Raw genomic sequence first — 25343 nt, 5'->3', positions numbered from 1 at the left:
GCTCATGCGGCCTTCGCACTCGCCAGGAACGTTCCCATCCGCTCCAGCGCGCGCTCGATGTTTTCAAGCGAATTGGCGTAGGAGAGGCGGATATAGCCCTCGCCATGGACGCCGAAATCCGGTCCGCCGATGGTGGCGATGCCGGCATCCTCCAGCAGGGCGGAAGCGAGCTTCTTGGCCTTCCAGCCGGTTTGCGAGACATTCGGGAAGGCATAGAACGCGCCCTTGGGCACGATGCAGGAGAGGCCGGGCAGGGCGTTGAGCCCCTTGACCACGGCCTGCCGGCGCCGGTCGAACTCGGCCAGCATCTGGCCGACCGCATCCTGCGGCCCGCTCAGCGCGGCGAGCCCCGCCCATTGCGCGGGTGCATTGACGCAGGAATGCGAGTTGACGGCGAGCTTGCGGGCATTGTCGTAGAGGGGCTTGGGCCAGATCGAATAACCCAGCCGCCAGCCGGTCATGGCATAGGTTTTCGACCAGCCATTGAGCAGGATCAGCCGGTCGCGGATCTCGGGGTAGCTCAGCAGGCAGACATGCTGCTCGCCATCATAGAGCATCTGGTCGTAGATCTCGTCGGACATGATTGCGACGTCTGGGAAGCGCGCCAGGCCGGCGACGAGCTTGTCGACCTCGGCCTTGGGCGTGACGCCGCCGGTCGGGTTCGCCGGGGAGTTGATGATCAGGAGCCGCGTCTTCGGGGTGATCAGGGCGAGCGTCTCCTCGGCCGAGAAGGCGAAGCCGTTCTCCTCGCGGATCGGGACGGGGATCGGCGTTGCGCCGGTGTATTCGATCATCGAGCGGTAGATCGGGAAGCCGGGGTCGGGATAGAGAATCTCGGCGCCGGGCTCGCCGAACATCAGGATCGCCATGAACATGGTGACCTTGCCGCCGGGCACGATCATCACACTTTCCGGCGAGACCTCGACATCGAAGCGCTTGTGCAGATCGGCCGAGACCGCCTCGCGCAGCGGCAGGATGCCGTTGGCCGGGGTGTAGCCATGATGTCCGTCGCGCAGGGCCTTCACCGCCGCCTCGACGATATGGTCGGGCGTCGGGAAATCGGGCTGTCCGATGCCGAGATTGATGATGTCCTTGCCCTGACGCTGCAACTCGGTGGCGCGCGCCAGCACGGCGAAGGCATTCTCCTCGCCGATGCGGGCGAAGGACGGGACGACATGAAGCGTCATGGCGGCGTTTCCTTGGGCAGGTCGTTTCAGGCGAGGCCCGCTCGTGCCGGGCTCTTGGCCTCTCTTCGCTCCAAACCATGCTGCCACGCAAGCCTGCGCCGATTGATTCGAAACGCCACCGTGAGGTGGGCTTGCATAAATAGTATGACTATCTCGCGTTTGTGGGCTTGCCCCCACAAAACTGATCGGCATGATGGCGCGATTACAATCGTTTGAAGCTGACCCGCCTTGGAAGAAAGACCGGTAAGCGGCCGTCAGCGCCGCGTCCGTGCGAGAGGAAGACCAGGATGGCCAAGAGCCCCGAGAGCAACGTGCCGCGCCAGGACCGGCCGGTGGCGACCACAAAGAAGAAGGCCGCTCGCCGCATCAAGCCCGAGCAGCTTCGCTCCAAGGCCTGGTTCGACAACCCCGCCAATGCGGACATGACCGCGCTCTATATCGAGCGCACCATGAATTTCGGTCTGTCGCGCGACGAGCTCCAGTCCGGCCGGCCGATCATCGGCATCGCCCAGACCGGCTCCGACATCGCGCCCTGCAACCGCCACCATATCGAGCTGGCGCACCGCGTCCGCGACGGCATCCGCGAGCGCGGCGGCGTGCCCTTCGAGTTCCCGATCCATCCGATCCAGGAAACCTGCAAGCGCCCGACCGCAAGCCTCGACCGCAACCTGCAATATCTCTCGCTCGTCGAGATCCTCTATGGCTACCCGCTCGACGGCGTCGTGCTGACGACAGGCTGCGACAAGACCACCCCGGCGCAGCTGATGGCTGCGGCGACCGTCGATATCCCGGCGATCGCGCTGCCCGGCGGGCCGATGCTGAACGGCAATTTCCGTGGCGAGCGCACCGGCTCGGGCACGATCGTCTGGAAGGCGCGCCAGATGATGGCCGCCGGCGAGATCGACTACAAAGGCTTCGTCGATCTGGTCGCCTCGTCGGCGCCCTCGGCCGGCCACTGCAACACCATGGGCACGGCGACGACGATGAACTCGATCGCCGAGGCGCTGGGCATGACCCTGCCGGGCGCGGCCGCGATCCCGGCGCCCTATCGCGACCGCTACGAGATGGCCTATCTCACCGGCCTGCGCATCGTCGACATGGTCTGGGAGAACCTGATCCCGTCGAAGATCATGACGCGCGAAGCCTTCGAGAACGCGATCGTGGTCAATTCCGCCATTGGCGGCTCGACCAATGCGCCAATCTCGGTCAACGCCATCGCCAAGCATATCGGCGTGCCGCTCGACAACGAGGACTGGACCGCCGTCGGCTACGACATTCCGCTGCTGGTCAATCTGCAGCCGGCCGGCGAGTATCTCGGCGAGGATTATTATCGCGCCGGCGGCGTGCCTGCCGTGGTGGCCGAGCTGGTCGCCAAGGGCAAGATCAAGCCGGCGATCACCGCCAATGGCCGGACGCTGGCGGAGAATTGCGAAGGCTTCTTCGCCGAGGACCGCAACGTCATCAAGGCCTACGACGCGCCGATGAAGGCACAGTCGGGCTTCCTCAACCTGCGCGGCAATCTGTTCGATTCCGCGATCATGAAGACCAGCGTGATCACGCCGGAATTCCGCAAGCGCTATCTCGAAAATCCGAAAGACCCCAACGCCTTCGAGGGCAAGGCGATCGTCTTCGACGGGCCGGAGGACTACCACCACCGTATCGACGATCCCGCGCTTGCCATCGACGAGCACTCGATCCTGTTCATCCGCGGCGTCGGCCCTGTCGGCTATCCCGGTGCCGCCGAGGTCGTGAACATGCGGCCGCCGGATTACCTGATCAAGAAGGGCGTCACAGCGCTCGCCTGCATCGGCGATGGGCGGCAATCGGGCACGTCCGGCTCGCCCTCGATCCTGAACGCCTCGCCGGAAGCGGCGACCGGCGGCAATCTCGCCATTCTGGTGACCGGCGACAAGGTCCGCATCGACCTGAACAAGCGCTCGGCCGACATCCTGATCTCCGACAAGGAGCTGGAGGAGCGGCGCGCGGCGCTGAAGGCGGCGGGGGGCTACAAATACCCGAAGAGCCAGACGCCGTGGCAGGAGATCCAGCGCAAGATCGTCGGCGAGCTGTCCGAGGGCATGGTGCTGAAGCCGGCGGTCAAGTACCAGAAGATCCACAAGAAGTTCGGCATACCGCGCGACAATCACTAGGGTTCGTCGCGCTCGTCGCCGCTGGCCGTTATTACGAGCGAAGCAATCCAGCTCTACGCACCCCTGGATTGCCTCGTCGGCCTCGCCTCCTCGCAATGACGGCAAAAGGTGCGGGAGCTCCTCATGCTGCTCACGCTCCGGCAGATTGAAGTCTTCCGCGCCGTCATGCGCGCCCGCAGCATGATCGGTGCGGCGCGGGAACTCGGTATTGCGCAGCCGACCGTGACCAAGACCGTGCGGCGGATCGAGGATGTCTGCGCCTTCGCGCTGTTCGACCGCCATGGAGGGCGCCTGACGCCGACCGCCGAGGCGCATCGCTTGCTCGGCGAGGTCGATCTCGCTTTCGACCAGCTCGAGGGTGCGCTGGCCCGGGCGCTGCGGCTGGCCCGGGCCGACACCGGTTCTCTCAGGCTGGGCGCTTCGCCCAGCGTCGGGCGCGTGCTGATCCCAAGAGCGGGAGCGGCGCTGCTGAAGCAGCATCCCGGCCTCAGCCTGCATCTGGACATCCTCTCGGTCAGCCAGGTGATGGACTACCTGCTGTCGGGGCAGGGTGAGAGCGCTGTCACGCTGTTCCCGATTCTGCATGCCGGCATCCGCAGCGTCGCGGTCGGCAGTGCGCCTGCCGTCGCGGTCTGCCTGCGCGATTGGCCGTTGGCGGCGCAGCCGCGCCTTGTGCCTGCGGCGCTGGCGGATGTGCCGCTGATCGTGTTCGAGCCGCAATCGGTCCACGGCCAGGTCGTCGACGCGGTCCTGCGCGATGGCGGCGTCGTACCCAACCGCACCCATGTCGCGCGCTTTGCCGAAACCGCGATCGGCCTGGCCGAGGCGGGCCTGGGGCTCGCCATCGTCGATCGCTTCAGCGCGCTTGCCGCTGATCGCGACCGCGTCGCGCTGCTGCCGCTCGATCACCCGGCCGGATACGAGGTCTTCCTGCATCGCCATGTCGAGCGGGCGCGCAGCCGCCTGCTCCAGCATTTCGAGATCGCCCTGCGGGCCGAGATCGCGGCGGTCGGGTCTGGTCTATAGCCTGACGCTATGGTTGAGCGCAGAATTCGCCGTTGCTGCGTCCCCAGATTGGTGGCCTTGTGCGGTGACAAGAACAATCCGGGAGGAACGACCATGCGCGCTTTTGGGGCAGACAACCCCTCGCAACCTGCCACGCTTAGCCGCCGTGATGTGGTGTCAAGCGCGCTTGCCCTGCTGGCCGCAACCGCTGCTGGCCCGGCGTCGGCGCAGGCCTATCCGGCGCGGGCGATGCAGATCATCGTGCCGTTCGCAGCCGGCGGTGGTGTCGATGTCGTGACCCGCGTCGTGGCGGAGGCCGCAGGCACGATCCTGAAGCAGCGTTTCGTCATCGAGAACCGGGGTGGGGCGGCGACCATGCTCGGCTCGCAGGCTGTCGCCAAGGCCGAGCCCGACGGTTACACGCTGCTCGCCGCGCCGACGACGATGGTGATCAACCCGGCTCTGAAGGCCGCTGTGCCGTTCGACTGGGAGAAGGATTTCGTGCCAGTCGCGATGATTGCGAAGCTGCCCTTCGTCGTCGTCGCGGGCAAGGCCTATCCGGCGAGCACGATGAAGGAGCTGGAAGCGGTCGGAAAGACAGCCAAGGACCCGATCACTTTCGGCTCGGGGGGCGCAGGCACGGTCGCCCATCTCGCCGGCGAGTTCTTCGGCATCGTTTCGGGCGCGAAAGTCCAGCATGTGGCCTATCGCGGCGAGGCTCCGGCCCTGACGGACGCGATCAGCGGCAATATCAGCGTGATGTTCTGCACGCTCGCGAGCGCGTCCGGGCACATCAAGGGCGGCACCATGAAGGCTCTCGGCGTTACCACCGCCAAGCGCGCGGCGCTGCTGCCGGAGGTGCCGACCGTCGCCGAGCAGGGTTATGCCGGCTACGATCTCTCGGCCTGGGTGGCGCTGGTCGCGCCACGGGGCACGCCTGCCGCCGTCGTCGACGTGCTGAACGCTGCGATCAACGCCGCGCTGGCCCAGCCCGAGATCAATGCGCGCCTGATCGAAATCGGCTCCGAGCCAGCGCCAGGCAGCGCCGCCGAACTCGGCGCCTTCATGGCGAAGGACGCGAAGATCTGGGCCGAGGTGGTCAAGACCGCGTCGATCAAGGTGGAATAACCGGGGCCGACCATGCTTGCGCTCCGCAAATTTGCGCCGGAACCCGGCATCCGCCTCGACGAGGTCGACGAGCCGGGAAAACCCGGCCCAGGCGAAGTGCTGCTCTCAGTCAGCGCGGCCGGGATCTGCGGGACGGACCTGCACATCGCCGACTGGACGGGGGGTTACGAGGCGATGGCGGCCACCATGCCGGTGACGCTGGGGCATGAGTTCGCCGGCCATGCCGTTCGCGTTGGAGCCGGCGTCGCGGCGCTGACGGTCGGAAGCCGCGTCGTCGTCCGCCCCTCCGTCGTCTGCGGGCGATGCGAGGACTGCCGGTCCGGCCGCAGCCAGGATTGCACCCACCGATCCGGCATCGGCATCGGCCGCGATGGCGGCTTCGCAGCGCGCGTGCTCGTGCCGGCCGAGAACTGCATCGCCTTGCCCGACGGGCTTGACGATGCGCTGGCTGCGCTGACGGAACCGATGACGGTTTCAGCCGAGGCCGTCGATACGGCCGAGGTCAAGCCGGGGGATACGGTTCTTGTCATCGGGCCAGGCACGATCGGCCAGGGCGCGGCCCTGTTCGCGCAGGCGGCCGGCGCGGCCCGCATCGTCGTGGCCGGGCGCGACGACGATGCGCGGCTGGCGACACTGGCCGCGCTGGGCTTCCCCGAGGGGGTCGACAGCGCCGGCACGACCCTGCGTTCGGCGCTGGAGCGGGCGGGCCTGCCGACCTCCTATGATGTCATCATCGAGGCTGCCGGCGTGCCGGCTGTGGTGCCGGAGGCACTGGATCTCCTGGCTTTGCGCGGCGTGCTGACGATCTGCGGCATCCATGCGAAGCCGGCCTCGATCGACCTCACCCGGCTGGTGCGCCGGCACCAGCAGATTCGCGGCAGCTACCGCGCGCCGCTGGAGACCTGGACGCGCGTGATCGCCTTCCTCGCCGCTGATCCGCAACGCATGAGGCGGCTGATCAGCGAGCAGGCCCCATTGTCGGACGCGGTCGCAGCCTTCGCGCGGGCCAAGAGCCGCGTGGCCTCGAAGATCATGCTGCTGCCATGACCAGCGCGGTGGCCACGCAGGGCGTCTGGCGTGGCGGGGCTTTCCTGACGGTCGCCAACGGCGTCGATCCCGCCCGTCTGCGGGCGTACGAGGCCTGGCACAGTTTCGAGCATGTGCCGGAACGGCTGACCATGCCGGGCTTCCTCGCGGGCAAGCGCTATGTCGCCGGGCGTGGCGCAGCGACCCGCTACCTCACCATCTATGATCTCGACGATTCCTCGGCCGTCGAGAGCACGGCTTACAAACATCTGCTCGCCCACCCGACGCCTGCCTCGCTGGCCATGCGGCCGGCCATGACCGATTTTCGACGTGGGCTCTATCGCCATGGCGGGCAGTCGGGCTCGGGTCTTGCCCGCCATCTTGGCTGGCTGACCTGGCGTGGTGCCCTGCCGGACGGGCTGCTTGGTCTCGCCGGTCGGGATCCGATCGTCTCGGTCAGGCTCGGGACCAGCATCGCCATGGCTCCGCACCCTGCCTTTCCCGCCAACCCCGGCGACGGCGGCGAGGCGCATCACATCGCTCTGCTCGGCGGTACCGAGCGCCGCGCGCTGGACCGCGCTCTCAAACGGATCGCCAGGGCGCCTGAGGTTGTCGGGAACGTCATCGAACAATCAGTGTTCGACCTCATCCTGGCCTATTGATAGGTCCTTCATACCGCGTGCGCATTGGCGTGGTGCAATCGCGCCGGCATTTCGGGGCTGACAAAAGCAAGTCGCGCGGACAGTATGGCGCCCCGTTGCAACCGGCTCATCTGAAACGATTTAAAATGGCCTCATCTCCTCAGGTCGATGCTTTCCGGGTGCTGCACGAGGCCGGCTGCTTCGTGATGCCGAATCCGTGGGATGTCGGTTCCGCGCGCTGGCTGCGCGGGCAGGGCTTCAAGGCGCTGGCCTCGACCAGCGCCGGCTTCGCCTTCACGCAGGCACGCGCCGACCAGGATGTGCCGCGTGACATGATGCTGGCGCATCTGGCCGATCTGGTGAAGGCGGTGCCGGATCTGCCCGTCAACGCCGATTTCGAGAACGGCTATGCCGATACCCCAGACGGCGTCGGCGCCAATGTGAAGCTGTGCATCGCGACAGGCGTAGCGGGGCTGTCGATCGAGGATGCGACGGGGCGTAGCGAGGAGCCGCTTTATCCGTTCGAACTGGCGGTCGAGCGCGTCAAGGCGGCGCGCAAGGCGATCGACGAGACCGGCTCCGGCGTCCTGCTGACGGCGCGGGCCGAGTGCTTCCTGACCGGTCATCCCGATGCGCTGAACGAATCGGCGCGGCGCATCGCCGCCTATGCCGAGGCTGGGGCGGACGTGCTCTATGCGCCGGGCCCGAAAACGCGCGAGCAGATCGCCACTATCGTCGCAGCGGCCGGCGGCAAGCCCGTCAACGCGCTGGTCTATGGCGATTTCGGGCTGACAGTGTCCGATATCGCTGCGCTCGGGGTGCGTCGGATCTCGATCGGCGGCGCGCTGGCGCGGGCGGCCTGGGCTGCCTTCATCGAGGCGACGCGGCTGATCGCCGAGGAGGGCAGCTTCCGCGGATTTGCCGGCAACGGCCCGTCATCGCCGCTGAACCCGTTCTTCACCGAAGACCTGAAGGCGCGCTCGTGAGCGGGACGCTGCTGATCGCGCCGGCATGGCTTGGCCTGAGCGGGCTGTGGACGCTCGATGCCAAGGGCCGGCGGAAAGCCGTCGACGCCGAGGATCTCGACCTTTCCGAAGACCTCGCCGACCGGCTGGAGGCCTGGATGGACGCGTTCGACGCGATCTACGAGGAAGAGCAGGAGGCGCGCTCGCGCTTTCCCAGCGAGGCGGAGCAGCGCGCCTGGGAGGCCGAGGGCCAGGCGATCGCCGCCGCCGTGGCGGCAGAACTTGGCCCGGACTGGACGGTTTCGACCGATCTGACGGGCTGGCAGGAGATGACCAAGCCATGACCTCCGTTTCGGCGGACACCGCCGCCAACCCGCTGCTCGAAGGCTGGACCGCACCGCCTTTTCCACCCGCACGCGTGCTCGAAGGGCGCTACTGCCGGCTGGAGCCGATCGACCCGGCCCGGCATCTCGACGATATCTGGGCGGTGAATGCCGGCCATGACCAGATCTGGCAGTGGATGCCGGCCCATCCGCCGCAGACACGCGAGGCCTATGGCGAATTGCTGGCGATGATGGCGGCCAAGGCCGGCATCGTGCCCTTCGCGATCATCGACAAGGCCGACGGCAAGGCCAAGGGGCATCTCTGGCTGATGGAAATCCGGCCCGAGCATGGCGTCTTCGAGGTCGGCTACATCACCTATTCGCCGGTGCTGCAGAGGACGCGGGTGGCAACCGAAGCGATCTATCTGTGCGGCGATTACGGCTTCTCGCTCGGCTATCGCCGCTTTGAGTGGAAGTGCAACAATCTCAACGAGCCGTCCAAGCGCGCCGCTCAGCGCTTCGGCTTCCAGTTTGAAGGCCTGTTCCGCCAGCATCAGGTGGTGAAGGGCCGCAACCGCGACACGGCCTGGTTCTCGATCCTCGATAGCGAATGGCCGGCACGTGCGGAGGCGTTCCGCACTTGGCTCGCGCCCGAGAATTTCGATGCGGAGGGCCGGCAGAAGACCGCGCTCGCGGCGCAAGCCGGAGTGGCTTGAGGTGGATCTCCGGCGCGCGACGCTTGCAGATGTTCCAGCGATCGTCGCGCTGACCGAGGCCGCCTATCGACCCAATGAGTCGATCATCGGCGTGCCCTCGCTGCCGCGCCTGGCCGATTATGCGCAGGTGTTGGCCGAGCACGAGGTCTGGCTCGCCGAGGCCGAGGGCAGCCTCGAAGCGGCGCTCGTCCTTGAAACCAAGGACGGCCAGTTCATCCTCTGGAGCATTGCGGTTGCGCCCGACGCCGCAGGCAAGCGCCTCGGCACAGGGCTGATGAGCTTCGCCGAGGAGCGCGCGTCCGGCCTTGGCCATGACGCCATCCATCTCTACACGCACGCCAAGCTCGTCGACCGCATCGGCTGGTATGAACGCCTCGGCTACCAGATCACGCATCATGAGGATCTGCCGGACCGCCGGCTCGCCCATATGCGCAAATCACTTCAGACCAACAAGACACTCCAGAAACCGACATAGGGTAAGGCAAGGCATCATGGCAGGACGTTTGAAGGGCAAGGTTGCGGTCGTCACCGCGGCCGGACAGGGCATCGGCCGCGCGATCGCGGAGGCTTTCGTCGCCGAGGGCGCCACCGTCTGGGCGACCGACAAGGATGTCGCGCTGCTGGAAGGCATTCCCAAGGCGAAGAAGCGCAAGCTCGATGTGCTCTCGAACAAGGCGGTCGAGGCCTTCGCGGCGAAGGTCGGCCAGATCGACATCCTCGTTAACGCCGCCGGCTTCGTCCATCACGGCACGGTGCTCGATACCGACGACAAGGCCTGGGACTTCTCCTTCGACCTCAACGTCACCTCGATGCACCGCACGATCAAGGCGTTCCTGCCGGGTATGCTGGCCAAGGGCGCGGGCTCGATCGTCAACATCGCCTCGGGCGCCGGCTCAGTGCGCGGCATCCCGAACCGCTACGCCTATGGCACGACCAAGGCCGCGGTGATCGGCCTGACCAAGGCCGTCGCGGCCGACTTCATCAAGAAGGGCGTCCGCGCCAACGCGATCTGCCCCGGCACGATCCAGTCGCCCTCGCTCGACCAGCGCATCAAGGACCTCGCCACGGCGACGAAGACGACCGAAGCCGCCGCGCGGCAGGCCTTCATCGACCGCCAGCCGATGGGCCGGCTCGGCACGGCCGAGGAAATCGCCTGGCTCGCCGTCTATCTGGGTTCCGACGAAGCCAGCTACACCACCGGCCAGATCCATCTCGCCGATGGCGGTTTTGCTCTCTGAGCACAAGAAAAATGGGAGGAAGCCCAATGCATATTCTCGTTCTCGGCGGCGCCGGCATGGCCGGCCGCAAATTCATCGAGCGGCTGGCGCGTGATGGCCATCTCGGCGGCAAAACCATCGCCAAGGTCACGGCGCAGGACGTGGTCGCAGCGCAGGCGCCGGCCGGTGCGCCCTTCGCCTTCGACACCGTCGTGTCGGATGTCTCGATGCCAGGCCAGGCCGAGGCGCTGATCGCCTCGCGGCCGGACCTGATCGTGCATCTCGCCGCGGTCGTCTCGGGTGAGGCGGAAGCTGATTTCGAGAAGGGCTACAAGATCAATCTTGACGGCACGCGCTATCTCTTCGAGGCGATCCGGCTGGCGGGCGATTCATACAAGCCGCGCCTCGTCTTCACCTCCTCGGTCGCGGTGTTCGGCGCGCCGTTCCACGAGAAGATCGAGGACGAGTTCTTCACGACGCCACTGACCAGCTACGGCACGCAGAAGGCGATCTGCGAATTGCTGCTCTCCGACTATACGCGGCGCGGCTTCTTCGACGGCATCAGCATCCGCTTCCCGACGATCTGCGTGCGGCCCGGCACGCCGAACAAGGCAGCCTCGGGCTTCTTCTCCAACATCATCCGCGAGCCGCTGAATGGCATCGACGCCGTGCTGCCGGTGTCCGAGCAGGTGCGCCACTGGCACGCTTCGCCGCGCTCGGCGGTGAATTTCCTGATCCGGGCATCGACCATGGATCTCAATGAGGTCGGTCCGCGCCGCGCGCTGACCATGCCGGGCTATTCCTGCACGGTCGCCGAGCAGATCGAGGCGTTGCGGAAGGTCGCGGGCGAGGGCGTCGTCGCCCGGATCAAGCGCGTGCCCGATCCGGTGATCGACAGGATCGTCGCGGGCTGGCCGCAGAACTTCAACGCGGCGCGCGCGACGGCGCTCGGCTTTACCTCGGAGGCAAGCTTCGAAGAGATCATCCGCGTCCATATCGAGGATGAACTGGGCGGCAACTTCGTGAAGTGAGACGCCTGCGCCCTATCGTCATGGTCGGGCTTGTCCCGACCATCCACCTATTCGACCGTCGCGCGCTACGACCAAGACGTGGATGCTCGCCACAAGGGCGAGCATGACGGTGAGGGACGCGGTTCTGACGTCACGCCGGGCAGGGTTCGCCCGGCGTGTCCATCAGATCGGCGGCCTCGATCTCGGGGTCGACATCAGGCGCATGCGTCCAGCCGCTGGCGCCCCAGTGCTTCAGCGCCGCCCAGGTCGAGCGGTCGAGCCGGAACTGCTCGCAGGGGAACAGCCCGCCGCGCGCCGGCAGCGACTTGAGGAACGAGCCCTCGGCGCGGAAGCCGGACTTCTCCAGCACCCGCCGCGAAGCCGGGTTGATCACGCGCGTATCCGCTTCGATCGCCGGCATCTCGACAAGCGAGAACAGCGTGTCGATCAGGGCCTGCACAGCTTCCGTGGCATAGCCCTTGTTCCAGTGTGGCGTGCCGAGCCAGTAGCCGATGAAGGGAATGCCTGTCGCCTGCCTGTGCGCGCCGACCATGCCGATCAGCTCGTTGGGCTTCGACCGCGGCGTAATCGCCAGCACCAGATGCTCGCCCAGCGCATTGCCCTTGCGCATCGCGAAGATGAAGGGCTCGACCGCATCCACCGGATAGGGATGCGGAATCGAGGCCGTCATCTCGGCCACGGCTTTCTCCCCGGCCTGGCGCAGGATGGCGGAAGCGTCCGCCATGCGGGGCCAGCGCAGCCAGAGACGGCGGGTCTCGAGCCGGAAGACATCGTCGCGGGTCAATTCGGGGAACATGGGTCTCTCCGTCGGCGCAAACGAAAAAAGGGAGGCGGGATCTTGTCCCATCTCCCTTTCGCTGACCTTGGGTGACCCTGTAGAGGGCTGGACCCCTGATCCGTTCCGGTTCGATGGAACCGGCGGATCAGGAAATTCCCTATCCGCCGTTTACTCTGCGGCCTGTTGGGCCGGGACTACGTTCACGAAAGCTCGGCCGAGTTTCGTCGTGAATCGGACGCGGCCGGCCGTCGTCGCAAAGAGGGTATGGTCTTTGCCCATGCCGACATTGGCGCCGGGATGCCAAGTGGTCCCACGCTGCCGAATGATGATGTTGCCCGGAATCACGGCCTGGTCGCCGAACTTCTTGACCCCGAGGCGCCTGCCTGCGGAGTCACGACCGTTGCGGGATGAACCGCCTGCCTTTTTGTGAGCCATAACGCCCTACCTCAAAACTGATGTGTGTTCTCTAACCCGAATCGGTGGCAAAAGCCAGCCGGTCCGGGCGCGAAAGACGAAGACGGACTGACGGGGTGCGTCAGTAGTCCTCGCCGGAAGCCTGCTCGGCCTGGTCGGCCTTCGCCCGCGGGGGCTTGCCGGCCAGGAGTTCCTTGGCCTGCTCGACCCATTCCTCACGGGTGGCGCGGCCGCGAAGCTTGAGCTCCTCGTCCCACTTGGCGATGTCGGCCTCGCTCCAGGACGCGATGTCGTTCCAGGAGGTGATGCCGGCGGCGCGCAGCTTCTTCTCGATGGTCGGGCCGACGCCCGAGATCAGCGAGAGGTTGGAGGCGTCGAGTGCCTCGGCGGTCGATGCAGCCTTGGCAGCCTTCGGAGCAGCCTTCGCGGTGGCCTTGCCCTTGGTCTCGGTGGAGGCGGCCTTCAGCGCGACCGGGGAGGCCTCGCCCTTCTTCATCTCCGGCTTCTTGCCGCCGGTGAGGATGTCGGTGATGCGAATGACGGTTAGCTCGGCGCGGAAGCCGCGCTTGCGCTTGGAGTTCTGGCGGCGACGCTTCTTGAAGGCGATGACCTTGTCGCCGCGGGCCTGCTCGACGATCTCGGCGGCAACCGTGATCTCGGAGAGGGCCTTGGCGTCCAGCGTGGTCTTGTCGCCATCGGTCAGCATCAGCACGGTGCCGAAAGCGACGGTGTCGCCCGGGTTGCCTTCGATCTTGGCGGTGGTGATGCGGTCGTTGGCAGTAACGCGGAATTGCTTTCCGCCGGTCTTGATGACTGCGAACATTTTATCCTCCATGTTCGGCCCTGCCCTGTCATGGCCTCCGGGGAGGGCATGCGGGACAGCTTTTTGGCAGTCGTTGCGGGTCGGGTTCGCTCTTGCCGGCCCCCGCTCGCGAAACCGCGAAACCATGAGGCCAAAAGAGATCAGGCGCGGGTTTCCCCACGCCGGATGAGGCTCGATAGTCGCATGACCGGTCGAGGTCAAGGGAAAGCGTGCGTACCCGCCCGAAATATGACGGGTGCAAGACGTGTTGCGAGACTTGTTGCGACCGGAGACTTGTTTTGGCCGGACGCCGCGTGTAGTACCAGCCCGCTTCGACCGAAGGCGACCGCGGACAGGTGGCAGAGTGGTTGAATGCACCGCACTCGAAATGCGGCATACCCGCAAGGGTATCGGGGGTTCAAATCCCTCCCTGTCCGCCATCATCCCGCTAAGGGTTTGATCCAAAAAGAGTTCTGAAAAATCAGTGGCTTGCAGCCGCCCGAGTGGTACACACGGGTGGTACACAATGGCTCTCGCAATGTCGCGCCCCTGGAAGCATCCCAAGACCGGCATCTACTGGTTTCGCAAGCGCGTACCCGAGGAGCTCCGCGCCCTGCTCGGCAAGACCGAGGAGAAGCAGAGCCTTGGAACGCGCGATCCGTCCGAGGCCAAGCTCAAGCAGGCCGAGGTTCTCGTCGCGGTCGAAAAGCGCTGGGCCAACCTGAAAGTTGGCCCGCGTTCGCTGAGCGAGCGCGAGGCGCAGGAGTTCGCCCGATCCGCTCACGACACCTGGCTCGCTCGCTATCGCGACAATCCAAGCGAGCAGCCCTGGCCGGTCGCGCTCGGCGACAAGCTGTTTCCTCCTCAACCTTCGATCTGGGCCGATCGTCCGCCGATCGACCTGACCGCGCTGGATGCCGATGGCGGCAAGATCCAGGAGCTTGAAGCCTGGTGCCTGCGCGAGGCCGATACCGGCCTTGCCGAGCGTGGCCTCAAGGTCGATGAGGCCAGCCGAGTAAAATACGCCAAGGCCATCGCAGGCGCCGTCCAGCGCGCCAGCCTAACGCTCGCCGAGCTCGCGAAGGGCTATCCGAGCCACGGACCGTCCGCCGGCCTTAGCAACGGCGCGGCGCCAATGCAGGCTGTCACGGCGAAGAAGGCGGTCCGCCTCGATGATATTCTCAAGGGCTGGGCGGCGGAGAAACGGCCGGGGCAGCGGACCCTCTACAATTGGACCCGCATCATCCGGAAACTGGAGAAGACGCTCAAGCACGATGACGCCGCCCGGATCACGCCGGACGAACTCCTGCTTTGGAAGAAATCCCTGATCGCGGCCGGCTTCCAGCCCAAGACGATCCGCGACTCCAATCTCGCTCCGGTCCGGGCCATCCTGCAATGGGCCGTGGACAACCGCCTGCTGTCGAGCAACCCGGCCGAGCGCCTGACCATGGACGTGAAGACCAAGGCAGCGGAATCGCGGCGTGGCTATACCGACGACGAGGCCAAGATCGTGCTCAAGGCGGCGCAGGCCGAAAAGGATATGGTGCTCCGCTGGGTGCCCTGGCTATGCGCCTATTCCGGCGCCCGCGTCGCCGAGATCTGCCAGCTCCGGGCTGAGGACATCGTCGAGATCGACGGCATCTGGTGCCTGAAGATCGATCCGGAAGCCGGCTCGATCAAGACCGCGGGCTCGGAACGGGCAGTGCCCCTTCACCCCGCCCTGATCGACACCGGGTTTCTGACGTTCGCAGGCTCGATCAAGAAGGGGCCGCTATTCGCCAAGCTGCCGGCCGACCGCTTCGGCAGCCGAGGCGGCAATGGAACCCGGATCATCGGTAAATGGGTGCGCTTGCTCGGCATCGAGGATAAGCGCCTGGCGCCAAGCCATTCCTGGCGGCATCGCCTCAAAACCCTCGGTCGCCGCCATGGCCTCGTCCCCGACATCGTCGATGCCATGACCGGCCACCGGGGCAGAACTGTCGCCGATGGCTATGGCGAGTTCCCGATGGAGGCGCTCCACCGAGAGATCTCCAAAATCCCGACACTCAAGCTGTCGTAGGAGCACGTTAAGTTCGAATAGATGAAACGCTGTGGCACTGTTGCTTCAATCATTCGGCGACGGCTGTGCCTCGGCTGCACTCCGATCGATATTCGAAATACCCCCTCCACACATCAGCCGGACCCCTCTGCCTCCGGCGGTACCACTGCCGGCAGACACACTCCCTGCACCCATCTACCTCACTCTGGCCCACCGTTGCATGCCACCACATCCCCCGCCGATACAGGAAACCTAACCGGGCCGTAGGACCTCAATCTCCAAGCACCATCTTCCTTCGTGCCAAGGTAATGAAACTGGAGTCTAATGTTGAATCGATATCGCTAATCGTCGCCCTATTCCAGAATGTTTGCCTTTAGCTTCCAGAATTGAATTCCGACTGCTCAGCGCTCTGGAAGATATCGTTCCCTTGTGACTGCTGGCTGGAGTTAGTAATTTGAGGCGCGCCGCTCGATAAATATCCCGCCGGGGGACACCGGCGTAAATCATGCAAGCGTTGCTACGATGGAATGCGGCTGAGCTTGACTGCAGATAGCTGCACCATCACGTCAGACGGATGTCGATCAAACGCACGTAATTGATGCGCGCCTATCGAGCTTTGTCATATCAGCGCCCTTACGTCGCGCTTTCGGGAGTATTTGCATTCTGCTAAGGAAGATGCTTCGATTAAGTAACTGACAACGTCAGTGATAAGAAATTGCCGGATTTGGGCGGGTGGGCATGGTCTTTGTTGATTGACCGGCGGGCGCGTGGCGGGCGCGTCCCGGGAGGTGAATCCCGAAGATCCGCTTCAGGTATAAACCGTGCGCGCCCCATAGCAATCGAATGAGGGTAGCATGCGTACCAGTGCGGAAGGTCTTGTCGCGATCATGGCGCATGAGGCGCTATGGCTTGAAGCCTACGATGACGGGGTCGGCGTCTGGACCATCGGCGTGGGGCACACCGCCGCAGCGGGCGAACCAAAGCCCCACAAGGGCCTAACGATCTCCTTCGAGCGCGCCATTGAGATTTTCCTAGATGACATCGCCGGGGCGGAGGACGCGGTCGAGCGCGCCGTCACGGTTGAACTCAGCCAAAATCAGTTCGATGCACTGGTCAGCTGGGAGCTCAATCTGGGCAGGATCGGCGACGCGTCGGTCACGATGATCACGCTGCTCAACAAGGGCGACTTCGCCGGCGCGGCAGACCAGCTGCTCGTCTGGAACAAAGCCGGAGGCAAAGTTAGCAGGGGGCTGCAGAAACGACGCGCCGCCGAGCTCGCAATGTTCCTGAACGGCGACTACGGTACCGACCCCATCACTTTCAAGGAGGCGGGCCGACCCAAGCGCGCACTGCCCCGCGCTGAGATATTGGCCATGGTCGAGGCGGAGTTGGGGATGCAGGCGCACTTAAAGTCAGCAGCAAGACCTGGAACCAACAGCGGCGTGTCGGGGCCAGCGGGCAAAGCCGCGCTCCAGGATTACCCAGCCAATCCACAATCGGCGATACTGCCGCGCATGCGGCCGCGCCAAAGCGTTGCTGACTCCCGCGCCGTCTTGGAAGCCTACAAAAACCTGCTCCCGCCCGGGCGGCATGACGACGCCGTCGTCCTGCTCGCGGTGCGCGGATACTATGATGACAGTTTCGGTATGCCCGACGTCAACGACCGGGGATTCTACGACGACGCCATCTTCGTGATCGAGCCTGACCACGTCCATAATTTCAATGGTAACACCGATCCTTCGATCCGCCGCAATGGCATTGCCACGCTGGTTGCTCCGCAGGCAGTGCTCTATAAGCCCGGCTATCACGGTTATCAGAGCGCCTACGGACATCAGGCGTTCCGACAGGCGAGCGCGGTGACTGTCTCTCGCGACGGTGGCAGCGAAGAAAGCGATCGAGGCCGCAGTCCGTTCTGGATCAACCTGCACAGGGGCGGCAACACGCGCACATCGAGCGAAGGCTGCCAGACGGTGCCGCCGTCGCAGTGGCCCGAGTTCAAGCCACTCGTTGATGGGCTTTTGCGGCAATACCGTCAGGATGACGTCTGCTATCTTCTGATCACAGAGGAGCAGCGCGCCAAAGCTCTTGAGTATCCCCGTGCGCCGATGGGGCAAGTTATCGGGCGGATTGGGGTGAACAAACCGCCAGGGGGCGCGCCCGTCCAGCCGCCTGCGGGAGAACTTGTCCTCCGGCGGGACGATATGGCAGCACCCAGCGCGCGCGTTAGCGCGCTGCAGACGGCTCTAAGAGCATTGGGTTACGAGCTCGGCAAGATCGACGGACGTTTTGGCAGCCTCACTGAGGGCGCGATTCTCGCCTTCCAGGCCGACAACAAAGTACCCACCACGGGCGAATTCGATGCAGCCACCCAAGCCATGCTCGACAAAGGACCGATGCGCCCGCTCGGGCGCGACCGAACGGGGGCGTCCGAGGCCGATGTCATCGCCGCCGGCTCGAGCACCGTCAGGAACGCAGCCAATAGCCGTATCCTGAGCTGGATCACGACCGGGTTCGGCGCACTTGGCGTCGGCAACAGCGCCGTGATCAACGCCGCGGTGCCGACGTCTCAGCCGACGAGCGCGGTTCTGGCGTTGCTTGAGGATGTGTCGCAGCTTGGCGTAGGGACGCAGAGTACGGAGACGCTGAGGCGGCTAGCAGAGAGCGCTAGGGCGATCAAGGACGGCGCGGCCTCGAGCGCACCGGAATTGCTCCAGGCGCTCGTCAAGCTGCGGGGTGCGCTTCCGGCGGACGCGCTGGCCGGTGCGCCGGAGATCGACCGCGCCATCGGGATTATGACACGCGCCGGCGGCCTGAAGCCGCAGGGCATGGGCACCATCTTTGACATCCTGCCCGGCTTCTTTGCCGACGGGACGGTGCTTCAGTCGGTCATGAAGGGCGTAGCGCTTACCGCCTCGAGTACACTGCCCGGCTTCGCCGGCTCGGCCGCGCTCGTCGCGGCTGGGCTCGCGGGACGCATTTTGGCTAATCGCATAGCCGAGGCGCGCGTCAAGGACCACCGAGAGGGCAAGAACCTTGGCAACTGAGGAGGAGGCTGGACCGGACGAGGGGGGCAATAGCGCAGGTGGCAGTAACACGGGCGGCCAGCTTCCGGCATATGCTCAAACAGACAGCGTGGTCTGGCTCGTCCACGGCACCTTCGCGGGGATCCCGAGCTCGAACGGCGAGCCGAAGGCATGGTGGGAGGAAGCCAGCGATTGGTCGGAGGAGCTGAAGGATCGGCTTCGCGGGTTGGCCAATGGACCAAGAGTTGAGATCCGCTCCTTTCAGTGGCCTGATCCCGCGATTGGACCCGGCCCCAATCGGGAGACGGCTCGCCGCGACGGCGGCGAAAAGCTCGCGCGGCTGCTCGAGGAGTTTGAGGACAAAGACCGGCGCCCCTATCACTTGATCGGCCACAGCCATGGAGGAAGCGTGATATGGCACGCCCTAGTGGAGTCGGCCAAGCGAATGCGCGAGGACCCCAACAAGGGCCTGCGCGGACTCCGGACCTGGACCACTATAGGGACACCGTTCATCGAGTTCAGGACGGCGTGGAACGAGCTGCGCGGACCGGCACTGGCACTCTTCTTCGCGTTCGTCTTGCTAGCAGGCTGGCTAGCGACCTACTGGGGCGAACTCCCCGGCGACATCGCAGAACTACGACAGATATGGAACCATCCTCAGTCTGTTGTCGACCGCGCGCCGTCGAAACTGTGGGAACAAGCGACTAGTTTGATTTCGGCGCGGACCGCCGTGCGGGTGACGGTATTCATGCTTGCGTTCTTCCTAGTCCGCTATGTCGTGAACCTCACCCTGCTCCACATCGGACTTTTGTTGAGCGGCTGGAACCTATTCCGCAACCTGACGAGCTTGGCGTTGGCCACCTTTGGCATGAGCGTAGTGTCCGCCTACGTCCTTGGTGGCAGTGGGCTCACCGAGCGACGCGCGCTGATGGCTTTGGGCTTCATCGCCGCGGCCGCACTTGCGGCTATTCTGGTGTGGGTTGGTTACAATATCTACCGGCTTTTGCTGCTGCATAGGGACGATGCGCGGCGGGCGCGCCATGAAGCGCTGGCTGCGAAGGAGTATGGTCGAAAATGGCTCGGGCTGTCGCATCCGGATGACGAGGCGATCGCCCTATTGAGCGCTGCATTGTTGGAAGCGCCGAGCCTGCGCCCGCAACAGGTCAGCGGGGCTTCGCGTAGGGTTCCTTGGCTTGAGACGATCGTCCGCCCTATCTTCGACGAGGCAACCTGGCGCACCCTGACGCAGTTCGCCCTTGGAGATGATCGCGAAGGTCTGACCGTTGCACGAATTGGCCGAGCGCCCAAAGCTCTGCAGGCGTATAATAGAGTGCTGGAGCCCGGCGCCATCGCAGGCATCAGCCAATCGGCTGACAAAGCTGTCGGGGAAATGTTTGCAAAGATGCGCGCTAGGCTGCGTGTCTTCAACAACGCATCTGCCAAGGGCGACATAGAGGCGCTCGTGCGAGAGATCTCGTTCAATGGCGTAATCCACACCTCGTATTTCCTGGGATCCGCTAACAACGGCTTAAGCGGCACTTCCCGCGACTTCCCGCTCATGGGGTTCATGGTGCAATGGATTGCGCGCTTACCCGAGCATGCGGCGTTGAAACTCAAGTTCGTCCGATTACCTCCAGTCGCAAGCCCTAGTCAGCTGAGGGACACTGAGGTAACAGCCAACCGGGGTCGTTTTGCGAGACTTAACGGCTTAACGGTCGCTGTTTGGGTGGGCGTCGTCACGGCAGCCGCAGCAACGACGGCAACGTTGGTGTCTGTTGCTGTGCTGCCCTACACCCACGCCAGCCAGTACCATGCTGCTGAACGAGCGACAGAGCAGGACCCGTTCCTACTGAACATGTCCGACGCTCCCTTAGCAGGTGCATACGCCGTGCATCTGGCGGCGCTAGGCCGACTAAGTGACGAGGACTCGATCTGGCGGCTGCTGCGTCGAATCTCACAGGCCAACACCAACTCAGTCGTCAGCCAACGCCTGGCTTTTGCCTATCGTCTCGCTGGAAATGACCATCTCGCCGACGTGGTCCAAAAATATGCTGTCGGAAACTATCCGCATCATGTGCGCAGAGCGCACATAATCACGCTCGCAGGTCTCTATGGGAAACTGATGGGCGGACGTCCGTTGACCGAACAGGACCGCAGAGCTGCCAATCTCGCTTGGATAGACGAACGGAACGGCCGACGCTTCATCGCTTGTGGCGACACAGACCAACTTGCAATGTTGGCGATCTACATTCCGCTCCACGCCGACGGCGCCCGGGACTTCCCTAAACTAGCCAAGGACCTGAAGTCGGAGGCCGCTGCTTGGATACAGAATTGCGGTCAAAGTCTGGAGCAACAGAATCACGACTCCGAGAGTCAGGCCCGCGATCTGGTGGCAGCACTCGCACTATCATCGGCGCGGGACGTTTTCTCATGGGGGCGGGCCTCGACAGCGCAAGATCTAGTCCGGCTTGCCAGTGCTGCATTACAATACACTAGCTCCACCGCTGCCAATACGGATAGCATGAAGGGCGTATTTGAACGACAGGAACAGCGCGCCCAGACCAGCTGCAAGGCCGGCTTGCTAATGATGTCGCAACGTCTACAAACAGACGATCAAACGAATAAATGGTCTGAAGATGTACCTTGCGTTGAAGCAAGAAAAAGGATGAGCAAATATCTAATTAATTCCTGCAATTTGAATAAAAACGAACCAATCTCGCGCGATTGCCTCGCAATATTCGATTTTGGGGACACTCCTCTGCGAGATGTCAAGGCCCTGTGCCGTTCCGAGCGGCAGCTACTCCTCGGCGGCTTTCGGTTGCTTGCGAACCACGCCGGAAAGGAGTGCAAATCGGTTGGCGACGCTTCGGCGGCAGCTGTCGTCGCAGCCTTCACGTTAACGGCTATCGGGCTACCGCGCGACAGCACGGCGGACCTTCTTGCCCTGAAGCCGCCCAGTCAGCTCGCGGACAAGATTGCGTCAGCTGTCCCCAATCCGGCTTACGGTTCAAGGGAGTTCGAGAGCCTTGAGCCGTCATTTCGAAAGCTGATTGCCTGCATAGCGGACGCTAAATGCAAGGACGAACAGGCGGCGATTCCGTCATCGGCGCGAGACTACGAAACCCATCAACGGTCAGCGCTAGGTCGTGGGGTGGCGTGGGTGCGGTTCCTGGCAAATTTCGACGCAGAGCGAGCTGCGGAAGCGGCTGACGAGATGTACCGCGGCCTTCGCGCTCGTCCCGATGGTCACGTCACAGCCGACATGATCGTGCTGGTTGTCGACGGTCTCATGAATTCGCACAGGCCGGAGCATCGGCGTAAGGCCGCTGACCTCATCGACGCCGCACTGGGCGCGGCGCCCGCCACTCAGGCGCCGCCCGTGGTCAACCAACGGACCACTAACGATCAGCAGCTGATTAGTGAGCTTCTTGCGCGCCGGCTGGCCGTCAACCAGGCAGGGCCCCCGCTCGACGCAGTTCGCCGCAAAATCGACGAAAGGCTTGTCCTTGAGTATGGTCAAGAGGCACGCTCAGCTATCGTTGGGATGCTGACTTTTTCACACGTTGTCGCGGGAGAGCTGCACGCCGCGCGCGAAACTGCGGCACGAGCGGGCCAGCGCGACCAGATAATCAGCAGCCATTGCCGCATTCTCGAGCATAAGCTTGGCAGAAATCCTGAAGCGCGGAAGCGCTTCGGACTCGAGCCCAGCCGCCACTGGCCTCAGCCCGCTCCGACACTGTTCGACGTCGCCGCGCCCTTCACCTTCGATCGATCGCCTGCCGGCCCGATTTCCTGCGCGGCGACACGCAATTACGACATCGACTGATCGCGCTGGGGAGTGGCATGACGGTGAACGCAAGTCGGCTTCGGGAGCAAACGCCGGCACTTCGTATCGTTGTCTTCGCCGATGGTACGGGCAATGCGTTTAGCCACCAGGAATCCAATGTCTGGCGGCTCTACCAAGCCGTCCGCCAGACGTGCAGCGACACCGCGGTGCGCTACATTCCCGGCGTCGGCACGCAGAGCATCCGACCCTTGGCGGCGATCGACGGCGCGATCGGCCTCGGCGTCCCCGCCAACGTGCGCGAGCTCTACCGCTTCATCTGCTGGCATTGGGAGCCGGGCGCTGAGATCTGGATGTTCGGCTTCAGCCGCGGCGCCTTCTCCATCCGCACGCTGGCGGGGCTGATCCACCATGAAGGCTTGATGCCGCGCAAGATCGGTGGATCGCCGGTCAGCGAAGCGATCATGATCTCCAACAGCGATTATGCTTGGCGCAGCTACCGCCGCAAGACAGCGCCCACGCCCTTCTGGACCCATCCGACCATAGCAGTCGTCAGGGCAGCGCTTGGCGTCCGCTGGCGGCTGAGCAAGGGCCGCGCGGCCTTTCTCGCGGCGCAAAAGACCATGGATGACCCCGCCAATGGCGATCGCAGGCGTCCGCCGATCAAGTTCATGGGCCTGTTCGACACGGTTGAGGCCTTCGGCATGCCGGTCGAGGAGTTGCGGCCGGTGGTCAACAGGTTGATATGGCCGGTCAGCTTCCGCAATGAGCGCTGCTCGGAGCTGGTGCAGACCGTGCGCCATGTGCTTGCCATCGACGACGAGCGCACGACTTTCCACCCCGTCCGCTTCGACCAAAGCCAAAGTTCGCCGGGACAGTCGGTCCAAGAGGTCTGGTTTCCAGGGATGCACTCGGATGTCGGGGGGGGCTACCCGGATGACGCGCTCTCCATGGTGCCGCTGATGTGGATCGCGGGCGAGGCCGCCAAACTCGGCTTGCCCCTCAACCGGGACGCGATGGCTTCGTGGGCGCTGCGCGCCTCGCCGACGGCGCCGCTGCACGACTCCCGCGCAGGCGCGGCAACGCTCTACCGCTATGATCCACGACCGGTTGGCGATCTGGCGCAGACCGGCGGGCCGCCGGTGCTGCACCATTCCGTCGCGATGCGCGTGGCGCATGAACCGAGCTGCTACGGGCCCGTAAACCTGCCGGACAGCTTCATTTTCCTGCCTAAGGAGGGGGAGAGGCAGGCTGCCGACCAGACTGCGCCTCAGCGCGCCATACAGGCGATCAGCAAGCCCACCCGCGCCATTCTCGAACATGCGCGCGATGTCGTCTGGTGGCGGCGGCTGCACTATTTCGTAATGCTTGGAACGCTGATCTGGCTTGCCTGCCTGCCATGGCTAAGCCCGATGACCGCGGCGCAAATCCACGAAACCGTCCAGGCGCCGCCTTGGCGGCCGCTTGGTGTCGCCTCGGACTTGACGGCCGGCGTGTGGGCATGGCTCGTCGATCTGGCCGGGGCCATCGCCCCAGCCTTTGCCAAGCCTTGGCTGGACGCTTTGAAGGCGAACGCTTTGCAGTCAGCGCTCCTGATCGCGCTGTTCATTTGGATGTATTCGCGCAGCGCCAAGCTGCAGCGCCAGATTAAGGACATCTCGCGCATCGCCTGGCGAAAACCCGCAGATGGCGTGCCGCCAGCCTACACGCCCTTACCCTCGATGGCATTCGCTCGCAGACTGCGCTCTAGCACGGCGATGGCCGGCGTCTATCGCTTCGTTACGCGGAGGGCAATTCCCTTTCTTTTGGGCGTGGCGCTGGTCTGCGCCGCCCTCATCCTCATTAGCCGGGTCCCGGTCAGCGCCGCGACATCGGCCAGCAGGATGGAGGCGCGGCTCGAGACGAGTACATCAAGGATTGCACGCTCCTGCGAGGCGAATGGTCGGCGGCGCAACGGCGCCACATGAGGTCTCGCAGCAAGATTTCGCGAAAAGGCTGAGCCTCGACTGCACTTGAATATCGCTCTCACTGACGGCAGCAACAGCGCCACATTGACTATTGATTACCGGGTCTGCCGAAGCGCAACGACAGCGAACACGTCACGGCCAGTTTCACCGATTGGGGCGAATTGCTCGACATCGGCATAGAGAGCTAGCAAGTCGCGGTCGAGCGTCTGCAGTGGTTCGAGCCAGACGTAAAGGCTGATCCAAAATATATGTCCGGTTTCGGGTAAAGCTCCCACATCTGCTCTTGGCGCGAACCGGGATCAGTGATGCGCGCACGTTGGAAGTGAGACATTGCCCGACAACTTGAATCGCTCTGGGAGTGCCGCTTGGAATGCTGTCGGCACGCTATGAGAAGGCTGTGACAAACACTTTATTACCTACCCCCCCCTCCATACAACACCCGCAGACCTCTGCCTCCGGCAGTACCACTGCCGGCAGCCACTCTCCACCGGCTTACACACCTACCTACCCCATCACCCCCAACCACCAACACCAACACCAACAGCCACAACCATCACCACCACCAACCTTCCCACCCCGAACACCACCAGACACCTAACCCCAACCTCCAATACTTCCCTCGACCACCATTTCCTTTCTTCATCCGGCAGGACCCCCTTTCCGGGACAAGTCCAGAGCGCGCCGACCGCCCGGTAATCTAATTCATCCGTAACCGACTGAAATTTCTGACCTTTCCGAAGCCAATTTCCAGTTCATCGGACTTACGTTTCCAGAAATGCAAATCGGAACCCAGACTGCACTACGGCCTGCACACGCACGAACTGGCCTTCATCCCGCCCGAGAAGGGGCAGGCGTTCGAGATCTGGGCGCTGACGTGCTCCCCGATTTTGGGCCAGCGCGAGCTGGAATCTTCCGGGGTTTTGACGTGCTCCCCGATTTTGGGCCAGCGCGAGCTGGAATCTTCCGGGGTTATGACGTGCTCCCCGATTTTGGGCCAGCGCGAGCTGGAATCTTCCGGGGTTAGGGCTCATGCCGGCGGGGGCGCCGGAGAGCCGTTCATCAGCGATATCGGCGGCTTGTTGCCGATGGCGCTGTGTGGCCGGACCTCGTTGTAGTCTCTACGCCAAGCCTCCATTTTTGCCCGGGCG

General features: G+C 64.3%; 20 protein-coding genes and 1 tRNA gene. 16 read left to right on the top strand and 5 right to left on the bottom strand.

Features of this window, described 5'->3' with window-relative positions; all coding sequences use genetic code 11:
- Positions 1-2: 2 nt before the first annotated feature.
- The gene (locus AC1DYU_RS11695; protein ID WP_476791774.1) at positions 3-1187 is read right to left on the bottom strand and encodes a pyridoxal phosphate-dependent aminotransferase; all 1185 of its coding nucleotides are present in this window, start codon (positions 1185-1187) and stop codon (positions 3-5) included.
- Positions 1188-1474: 287 nt separating this feature from the next.
- Between AC1DYU_RS11695 and AC1DYU_RS11690 the strand changes: the two genes are divergently transcribed.
- The 11 genes from AC1DYU_RS11690 to denD all read left to right on the top strand — a co-directional run bounded on the left by AC1DYU_RS11690 (position 1475) and on the right by denD (position 11389).
- On the top strand, positions 1475-3337 hold the full coding sequence (locus AC1DYU_RS11690) for an IlvD/Edd family dehydratase (protein ID WP_476791773.1): 1863 nt from the start codon (positions 1475-1477) through the stop codon (positions 3335-3337).
- A 123-nt stretch (positions 3338-3460) separates the two neighbouring features.
- On the top strand, positions 3461-4363 hold the full coding sequence (locus tag AC1DYU_RS11685) for a LysR family transcriptional regulator (RefSeq protein ID WP_476791772.1): 903 nt from the start codon (positions 3461-3463) through the stop codon (positions 4361-4363).
- A gap of 153 nt (positions 4364-4516) precedes the next feature.
- Positions 4517-5470: a tripartite tricarboxylate transporter substrate-binding protein gene (locus AC1DYU_RS11680; protein WP_476791771.1), complete on the top strand. Its 954-nt coding sequence runs from the start codon at positions 4517-4519 to the stop codon at positions 5468-5470.
- Between the two features lie 12 nt (positions 5471-5482).
- Complete coding sequence (locus tag AC1DYU_RS11675; RefSeq protein ID WP_476791770.1) at positions 5483-6517, top strand: zinc-dependent alcohol dehydrogenase; 1035 nt, start codon at positions 5483-5485, stop codon at positions 6515-6517.
- Positions 6514-7158 (top strand): hypothetical protein, encoded by a 645-nt coding sequence (locus AC1DYU_RS11670; RefSeq protein WP_476791769.1) that lies wholly within the window; start codon positions 6514-6516, stop codon positions 7156-7158. The genes AC1DYU_RS11675 and AC1DYU_RS11670 overlap by 4 nt, the downstream gene beginning before the upstream one ends.
- A 125-nt stretch (positions 7159-7283) precedes the next feature.
- Positions 7284-8123 carry an isocitrate lyase/PEP mutase family protein gene (locus AC1DYU_RS11665; RefSeq protein ID WP_476791768.1) on the top strand — a complete coding sequence of 280 codons (840 nt, stop codon included), beginning with the start codon at positions 7284-7286 and terminating at the stop codon, positions 8121-8123.
- Positions 8120-8446, top strand: coding sequence for a hypothetical protein (locus AC1DYU_RS11660; RefSeq protein WP_476791767.1), 327 nt, complete (start codon positions 8120-8122; stop codon positions 8444-8446). The genes AC1DYU_RS11665 and AC1DYU_RS11660 overlap by 4 nt, the downstream gene beginning before the upstream one ends.
- Positions 8443-9141 carry a GNAT family N-acetyltransferase gene (locus tag AC1DYU_RS11655; RefSeq protein ID WP_476791766.1) on the top strand — a complete coding sequence of 233 codons (699 nt, stop codon included), beginning with the start codon at positions 8443-8445 and terminating at the stop codon, positions 9139-9141. Before AC1DYU_RS11660 ends, AC1DYU_RS11655 begins: the two co-directional genes overlap by 4 nt.
- Position 9142: 1 nt before the next feature.
- Positions 9143-9616, top strand: a complete 474-nt coding sequence (locus tag AC1DYU_RS11650; protein ID WP_476791765.1) for a GNAT family N-acetyltransferase — start codon at positions 9143-9145, stop codon at positions 9614-9616.
- Positions 9617-9632: 16 nt separating this feature from the next.
- On the top strand, positions 9633-10379 hold the full coding sequence (locus tag AC1DYU_RS11645) for an SDR family oxidoreductase (RefSeq protein ID WP_158483399.1): 747 nt from the start codon (positions 9633-9635) through the stop codon (positions 10377-10379).
- 26 nt (positions 10380-10405) lie between these two features.
- On the top strand, positions 10406-11389 hold the full coding sequence (gene denD, locus AC1DYU_RS11640; RefSeq protein ID WP_476791764.1) for a D-erythronate dehydrogenase: 984 nt from the start codon (positions 10406-10408) through the stop codon (positions 11387-11389).
- A 130-nt stretch (positions 11390-11519) separates the two neighbouring features.
- Here denD and AC1DYU_RS11635 read toward each other — a convergent pair whose 3' ends face one another.
- The 3 genes from AC1DYU_RS11635 to rplU form a co-directional block, all read right to left on the bottom strand.
- On the bottom strand, positions 11520-12185 hold the full coding sequence (locus tag AC1DYU_RS11635; RefSeq protein WP_476791763.1) for a GNAT family N-acetyltransferase: 666 nt from the start codon (positions 12183-12185) through the stop codon (positions 11520-11522).
- A 150-nt stretch (positions 12186-12335) separates the two neighbouring features.
- Entirely contained in the window at positions 12336-12602 is a 267-nt protein-coding gene (gene rpmA, locus AC1DYU_RS11630) for a 50S ribosomal protein L27 (RefSeq protein WP_158483396.1), read from the bottom strand.
- A gap of 100 nt (positions 12603-12702) precedes the next feature.
- Complete coding sequence (rplU, locus tag AC1DYU_RS11625) at positions 12703-13404, bottom strand: 50S ribosomal protein L21 (protein WP_476791762.1); 702 nt, start codon at positions 13402-13404, stop codon at positions 12703-12705.
- 329 nt (positions 13405-13733) lie between these two features.
- Here rplU and AC1DYU_RS11620 point away from each other — a divergent pair.
- The 5 genes from AC1DYU_RS11620 (at position 13734) to AC1DYU_RS11600 (ending at position 24195) form a co-directional block, all read left to right on the top strand.
- Positions 13734-13823: transfer RNA gene (locus tag AC1DYU_RS11620), tRNA-Ser, on the top strand.
- An 86-nt stretch (positions 13824-13909) separates the two neighbouring features.
- Entirely contained in the window at positions 13910-15442 is a 1533-nt protein-coding gene (locus tag AC1DYU_RS11615; RefSeq protein WP_476791761.1) for a DUF6538 domain-containing protein, read from the top strand.
- A gap of 833 nt (positions 15443-16275) precedes the next feature.
- On the top strand, positions 16276-18465 hold the full coding sequence (locus AC1DYU_RS11610) for a glycoside hydrolase family protein (protein WP_476791760.1): 2190 nt from the start codon (positions 16276-16278) through the stop codon (positions 18463-18465).
- 88 nt (positions 18466-18553) lie between these two features.
- On the top strand, positions 18554-22270 hold the full coding sequence (locus tag AC1DYU_RS11605) for a lipase family protein (RefSeq protein ID WP_476791759.1): 3717 nt from the start codon (positions 18554-18556) through the stop codon (positions 22268-22270).
- A 17-nt stretch (positions 22271-22287) separates the two neighbouring features.
- Positions 22288-24195, top strand: a complete 1908-nt coding sequence (locus AC1DYU_RS11600) for a DUF2235 domain-containing protein (RefSeq protein WP_476791758.1) — start codon at positions 22288-22290, stop codon at positions 24193-24195.
- Positions 24196-25222: 1027 nt separating this feature from the next.
- On the opposite strand, the gene AC1DYU_RS11595 is transcribed toward AC1DYU_RS11600, so the two are convergent.
- Positions 25223-25343 (bottom strand): integrase core domain-containing protein (locus AC1DYU_RS11595; RefSeq protein ID WP_476792097.1); only part of this gene is annotated, 121 nt, incomplete at its 5' end.

The sequence above is a fragment of the Allobosea sp. P2_B12 genome (assembly GCF_056404835.1).
This window is presented reverse-complemented; position numbering and strand designations above follow the sequence as displayed.

Excerpts from the sequence above, each read along its gene's own strand:
- AC1DYU_RS11695 (WP_476791774.1), bottom strand. The coding sequence starts at position 1,187 with ATGACGCTTCATGTCGTCCCGTCCTTCGCCCGCATCGGCGAGGAGAAT.
- AC1DYU_RS11690 (WP_476791773.1), top strand. The coding sequence starts at position 1,475 with ATGGCCAAGAGCCCCGAGAGCAACGTGCCGCGCCAGGACCGGCCGGTG.
- AC1DYU_RS11685 (WP_476791772.1), top strand. The coding sequence starts at position 3,461 with ATGCTGCTCACGCTCCGGCAGATTGAAGTCTTCCGCGCCGTCATGCGC.
- AC1DYU_RS11675 (WP_476791770.1), top strand. The coding sequence starts at position 5,483 with ATGCTTGCGCTCCGCAAATTTGCGCCGGAACCCGGCATCCGCCTCGAC.
- AC1DYU_RS11670 (WP_476791769.1), top strand. The coding sequence starts at position 6,514 with ATGACCAGCGCGGTGGCCACGCAGGGCGTCTGGCGTGGCGGGGCTTTC.
- AC1DYU_RS11665 (WP_476791768.1), top strand. The coding sequence starts at position 7,284 with ATGGCCTCATCTCCTCAGGTCGATGCTTTCCGGGTGCTGCACGAGGCC.
- AC1DYU_RS11655 (WP_476791766.1), top strand. The coding sequence starts at position 8,443 with ATGACCTCCGTTTCGGCGGACACCGCCGCCAACCCGCTGCTCGAAGGC.
- AC1DYU_RS11645 (WP_158483399.1), top strand. The coding sequence starts at position 9,633 with ATGGCAGGACGTTTGAAGGGCAAGGTTGCGGTCGTCACCGCGGCCGGA.
- denD (WP_476791764.1), top strand. The coding sequence starts at position 10,406 with ATGCATATTCTCGTTCTCGGCGGCGCCGGCATGGCCGGCCGCAAATTC.
- AC1DYU_RS11635 (WP_476791763.1), bottom strand. The coding sequence starts at position 12,185 with ATGTTCCCCGAATTGACCCGCGACGATGTCTTCCGGCTCGAGACCCGC.
- rpmA (WP_158483396.1), bottom strand. The coding sequence starts at position 12,602 with ATGGCTCACAAAAAGGCAGGCGGTTCATCCCGCAACGGTCGTGACTCC.
- rplU (WP_476791762.1), bottom strand. The coding sequence starts at position 13,404 with ATGTTCGCAGTCATCAAGACCGGCGGAAAGCAATTCCGCGTTACTGCC.
- AC1DYU_RS11615 (WP_476791761.1), top strand. The coding sequence starts at position 13,910 with ATGGCTCTCGCAATGTCGCGCCCCTGGAAGCATCCCAAGACCGGCATC.
- AC1DYU_RS11610 (WP_476791760.1), top strand. The coding sequence starts at position 16,276 with ATGCGTACCAGTGCGGAAGGTCTTGTCGCGATCATGGCGCATGAGGCG.
- AC1DYU_RS11600 (WP_476791758.1), top strand. The coding sequence starts at position 22,288 with ATGACGGTGAACGCAAGTCGGCTTCGGGAGCAAACGCCGGCACTTCGT.